A 5,802-nucleotide genomic window follows, 5' to 3' on the forward strand; every position below is an offset into this window, starting at 1 on the left:
TGTGTTTTGTGGGTGTGTGCTGGGGGTTTGTGGTGTGTGGGTGGGGTGTGTAGTGTTTTTTGTCGTCGCCGAGGCAGCCGCCCGGCAGCTGGAAAGATTTGTAGCCGGTTGTTGGTTGTGTTGGTGGTTGGGGTGGAGATTCTTTCACTGTTTGTTGTTTTCCGGTTGTGGCGCGTGTTTGCGTCTGGCTGGTTGTGGTGTTAGGGTTTCTGCTTGCTGCACATGCTGGTGCATCAGGTTGTGGTGTGCTTAGTTGGTGTGTGTGCGTGTGTTGTGTGAGAACTCGATAGTGTGCCAATGTACTTTTGTGTTGGTCGCAGCAGGTGCCACAGTGTTGTGGTGGTTGCTTTGATCATCATGACAAGATTTTTTATCACCTAAACATTTTTTGTTTTGTGGTGTGGTTGTGGTCTGCCTTCCCCGTTGGTGGGCTGCAACAACTTTGTGAATTCTGATGCAGGATTTCGTTTTTGTGTCGGGGTTTGTTTTTTGCTTGGTTTTCAGGCTTTTTGTGCTTTGTTTGTATGGAGAGTTTGATCCTGGCTCAGGACGAACGCTGGCGGCGTGCTTAACACATGCAAGTCGAACGGAAAGGCCCTGCTTGCAGGGTGCTCGAGTGGCGAACGGGTGAGTAACACGTGGGTGATCTGCCCCTTACTTTGGGATAAGCCTGGGAAACTGGGTCTAATACTGGATAGGACCATGCTGTAGGTGGTGTGGTGGAAAGATTTTTTCGGTAAGGGATGAGCTCGCGGCCTATCAGCTTGTTGGTGGGGTAATGGCCTACCAAGGCGTCGACGGGTAGCCGGCCTGAGAGGGTGGACGGCCACATTGGGACTGAGATACGGCCCAGACTCCTACGGGAGGCAGCAGTGGGGAATATTGCACAATGGGCGCAAGCCTGATGCAGCGACGCCGCGTGGGGGATGACGGCCTTCGGGTTGTAAACTCCTTTCAGCCATGACGAAGCCCTTGTGGGGTGACGGTAGTGGTAGAAGAAGCACCGGCTAACTACGTGCCAGCAGCCGCGGTAATACGTAGGGTGCGAGCGTTGTCCGGAATTACTGGGCGTAAAGAGCTCGTAGGTGGTCTGTCGCGTCATTTGTGAAAGCCCGGGGCTTAACTCCGGGTTGGCAGGTGATACGGGCATGACTGGAGTACTGTAGGGGAGACTGGAATTCCTGGTGTAGCGGTGAAATGCGCAGATATCAGGAGGAACACCGGTGGCGAAGGCGGGTCTCTGGGCAGTAACTGACGCTGAGGAGCGAAAGCATGGGTAGCGAACAGGATTAGATACCCTGGTAGTCCATGCCGTAAACGGTGGGCGCTAGGTGTGGGTTTCCTTCCACGGGATCCGTGCCGTAGCTAACGCATTAAGCGCCCCGCCTGGGGAGTACGGCCGCAAGGCTAAAACTCAAAGGAATTGACGGGGGCCCGCACAAGCGGCGGAGCATGTGGATTAATTCGATGCAACGCGAAGAACCTTACCTGGGCTTGACATGCACTGGATGCGGCCAGAGATGGTTGTTCCCTTTGTGGCTGGTGTGCAGGTGGTGCATGGTTGTCGTCAGCTCGTGTCGTGAGATGTTGGGTTAAGTCCCGCAACGAGCGCAACCCTTGTCTCGTGTTGCCAGCATTTGGTTGGGGACTCGCGGGAGACTGCCGGGGTTAACTCGGAGGAAGGTGGGGATGACGTCAAATCATCATGCCCCTTATGTCCAGGGCTTCACACATGCTACAATGGCTGGTACAGAGAGTTGCGATACCGTGAGGTGGGGCTAATCTCGTAAAGCCAGTCTCAGTTCGGATTGGAGTCTGCAACTCGACTCCATGAAGTCGGAGTCGCTAGTAATCGCAGATCAGCAATGCTGCGGTGAATACGTTCCCGGGCCTTGTACACACCGCCCGTCACGTCATGAAAGTTGGTAACACCCGAAGCCGGTGGCCTAAACTCGTTAGGGAGCCGTCGAAGGTGGGATTGGCGATTGGGACGAAGTCGTAACAAGGTAGCCGTACCGGAAGGTGCGGCTGGATCACCTCCTTTCTAAGGAGCTTTACTTTTTTGTGTTGGCGCAGGGGCCGGCCGGTGGCTGGTGTGCGTTGACTGTTTTGTTTTTGTGGGTGGATGGCTTGCTTGGGCACGCAGTGTGCGTGCGGCATCGCAATCATCATGCGTTAGTGTGTGGTGGTGGGTGGTGTGTGGCTGACACAATTGTGTTTTTGGGGTGCGTTGGTGCATTGTTGGGTGTCTGGGATGGCACATGGTTGTTGTTCCTGGCCTGACCATATGTGGTTGCTGTTTGTTGGTGGCCTCGTGTGGTGTGGGTGTGTTGTGTGAGAACTGGATAGTGGACGCGAGTAATCTTTTCTTTTTGTATTTTGTCTGGTTTATTCTTGCTCCGTCGCGCATGCGTTGTTTTGTGTGTGTGGTGGGGTGAAGTGTTGCCTTTTTGTTGTTGTTTGTTGTAGGGGCGCACGGTGGATGCCTGGGCACATTACGCCGATGAAGGACGTGGAAGGCCGCGATAGTCCTCGGGGAGTTGTCAATCAAGCGTTGATCCGAGGGTGTCCGAATGGGGTAACCTTGCCGTAGTTGTGTGCGGTGACCTGCTGGTGAATGTATAGCCGGTGTGGGGGTGACGCGGGGAAGTGAAACATCTTAGTACCTGTAGGAAGAGAAAATAATAATGATTCTGCGAGTAGTGGCGAGCGAAAGTGGATGATGGCTAAACCATATGCGTGTGATACTTGCTAGGGGTTGCGTGTGTGGTGTTGTGGGGCCGTGGTGTTGGGTGGCTAGTGACGCCCTCCTGCGTGTGGTGTGTTAGCGGAAGTGGTTTGGAATGGCCTGCCGTAGACGGTGAGAGTCCGGTACGTGAAAACACATTTCATGTGGGGTGCTGTGGTGCCCGAGTAGCAGTGGGCTCGTGGAATCTGCTGTGAATCTGCCGGGACCACCCGGTAAGCCTGAATACGTGATGTGACCGATAGTGGATAGTACCGTGAGGGAATGGTGAAAAGTACCCCGGGAGGGGAGTGAAAGAGTTCTTGAAACCGTGTGCCTACAAGCCGTCAGAGCCTCGTTGTGGGGTGATGGCGTGCCTTTTGAAGAATGAGCCTGCGAGTCAGCGGCGCGTCGCGAGGTTAACCCGTGTGGGGTAGTCGTAGGGAAACCGAGTCCTAATGAGGGCGAGTCAGTGGCGTGTCCTGGACCCGAAGCGGGGTGATCTACCCATGGCCAGTGTGAAGCATCGGTAAGACGTTGTGGAGGCGCGAACCCACGTAGGTTGAAAACTGCGGGGATGAGTTGTGGGTAGGGGTGAAAGGCCAATCAAACTCCGTGATAGCTGGTTCTCCCCGAAATGCATTTAGGTGCAGCGTTGCGTGTTTCTTGTTGGAGGTAGAGCGACTGGATGGTTTAGCGGGACTATCATCTTAGCGACATCAGCCAAACTCCGAATGCCAGCAAGGTGAGAGCGTGGCAGTGAGACTGCGGGGGATAAGCTCCGTGGGTCGAGAGGGAAACAGCCCAGATCGCCGGCTAAGGCCCCTAAGTGTGTACTAAGTGGAAAAGGATGTGGGATCGCGAAGACAACCAGGAGGTTGGCTTAGAAGCAGCCATCCTTGAAAGAGTGCGTAATAGCTCACTGGTCGAGTGGTTGTGCGCCGACAATGTAGTGGGGCTTAAGTGCACCGCCGAAGCCGCGGAAACCGCGTTTGTGGTTTGGTAGGGGAGCGTCGTGTGCTCGTGGAAGCTGTCAGGTGACTGGTGGTGGAGGGTATGCGAGTGAGAATGCAGGCATGAGTAGCGAATGACAAGTGAGAATCTTGTCCGCCGGATGACTAAGGGTTCCTGGGTTAAGCTTTTCTTCCCAGGGTGAGTCGGGGCCTAAGGCGAGGCCGTCAGGCGTAGTCGATGGATAACGGGTTGATATTCCCGTACCCGTGCATGCGCGCCCATGGTGAATCAGTGATACTAACCGCCCTGAAGCACGCGTAATGGCCTTTTGGGTTGTTGTGTGTGTGGATGCGTGGGGCCTGATCTGGTAGTAGTCAAGTGATGGGGTGACGCAGTGTGGTAGCCGAGCCACTTATTGGATTGTGGTGTAAGCGTGTAGCCCGGTGTCTAGGTAAATCCGGATGCCATCGAGGGTGAGGCGTGATGCGTACCCGTTGTGGGGATGTTGGTGATCCATTGCTGTCGAGAAAAGCCTCTAGCGATGTGTGTGTGCGGCCCGTACCCGAAACCGACACAGGTGGTCAGGTAGAGAATACTAAGGCGACGGGTGAACTGTGGTTAAGGAATTCGGCAAAATGCCCCCGTAACTTCGGGAGAAGGGGGACCACTGCTGGTGACAGACTGGTTGAGCTGGTGGTGGTCGCAGAGAGTAGAGGGAAGCGACTGTTTACTAAAAACACAGGTCCGTGCGAAGACGTGAAGTCGAGGTATACGGACTGACGCCTGCCCGGTGCTGGAAGGTTAAGAGGACCTGTTAGGCCGCCCTGTGTGGTCGAAGCGGAGAATTTAAGCCCCAGTAAACGGCGGTGGTAACTATAACCATCCTAAGGTAGCGAAATTCCTTGTCGGGTAAGTTCCGACCTGCACGAATGGCGTAACGACTTCTCTGCTGTCTCAACCATAGGCCCGGCGAAATTGCAGTACGAGTAAAGATGCTCGTTACGCGCGGCAGGACGAAAAGACCCCGGGACCTTCACTATAGCTTGGTATTGGTGTTTGGTTCGGTTTGTGTAGGATAGGTGGGAGACTGTGAAGCGGCCACGCTAGTGGTGGTGGAGTCGTTGGTGAAATACCACTCTGATCGTATTGAGCATCTCAACCTCGGCCCATGATCTGGGTTAGGGACAGTGCCTGGTGGGTAGTTTAACTGGGGCGGTTGCCTCCTAAATGGTAACGGAGGCGCCCAAAGGTTCCCTCAGCCTGGTTGGCAATCAGGTGGTGAGTGTAAGTGCATAAGGGAGCTTGACTGTGAGACTGACGGGTCGAGCAGGAACGAAAGTTGGGACTAGTGATCCGGCACTGGCTTGTGGATGCGGTGTCGCTCAACGGATAAAAGGTACCCCGGGGATAACAGGCTGATCTTCCCCAAGAGTCCATATCGACGGGATGGTTTGGCACCTCGATGTCGGCTCGTCGCATCCTGGGGCTGGAGTAGGTCCCAAGGGTTGGGCTGTTCGCCCATTAAAGCGGCACGCGAGCTGGGTTTAGAACGTCGTGAGACAGTTCGGTCTCTATCCGCCGCGCGCGTGGAAACTTGAGAAAGGCTGTCCCTAGTACGAGAGGACCGGGACGGACGTACCTCTGGTGTGCCAGTTGTTTTGCCTGGGGCAGGGCTGGTTGGCTACGTACGGGAGGGATAACCGCTGAAAGCATCTAAGCGGGAAGCCTGTTTCATGATGAGGTTTCTTTTGAGGTTCCCCAGAGATGATGGGGTTGATAGGCCGGATCTGTAAGCACAGTGATGTGTTGAGGTGACCGGTACTAATTGACCGAACTAAACAACAATCCTGTGGCGGGATACGATGGTTTGTTGGTTGCTTGCGTCTACTGTTTGGTGTCTTGTGCAGCTCACCTGCTTGTTGGGTTGGGTTGTGTGTTGTCCTTGATGTGTGTTGGTGGTTAGTGCGGTGGGGTCACGCCCGGTCCCTTTCCGAACCCGGAAGCTAAGCCTGCCTGCGCCGATGGTACTGCACCTGGGAGGGTGTGGGAGAGTAGGTCGCCGCCAACCTTGACGTTGGAATAATAGAATATGGCGTGTTTGTGTTTGTGTGTGGTGCGAGCCC

3 rRNA genes are annotated in these 5,802 nt (G+C 54.9%); all 3 read left to right on the forward strand.

From position 1 onward, the window contains the following. The first annotated feature begins 521 nt into the window (after positions 1–521). Positions 522–2,044, forward strand: a 16S ribosomal RNA gene (locus JMN36_RS10580). Between the two features lie 410 nt (positions 2,045–2,454). Next, positions 2,455–5,525 (forward strand): 23S ribosomal RNA (locus JMN36_RS10585). Positions 5,526–5,630: 105 nt separating this feature from the next. After that, positions 5,631–5,747 (forward strand): 5S ribosomal RNA (gene rrf / locus JMN36_RS10590). Together the 16S, 23S and 5S rRNA genes form the textbook arrangement of a ribosomal RNA operon. The last annotated feature ends 55 nt before the right edge of the window (positions 5,748–5,802 follow it).

Origin of the sequence: Corynebacterium pseudokroppenstedtii (assembly GCF_019754945.1) — a bacterium.
GTDB lineage: Bacteria > Actinomycetota > Actinomycetes > Mycobacteriales > Mycobacteriaceae > Corynebacterium > Corynebacterium pseudokroppenstedtii.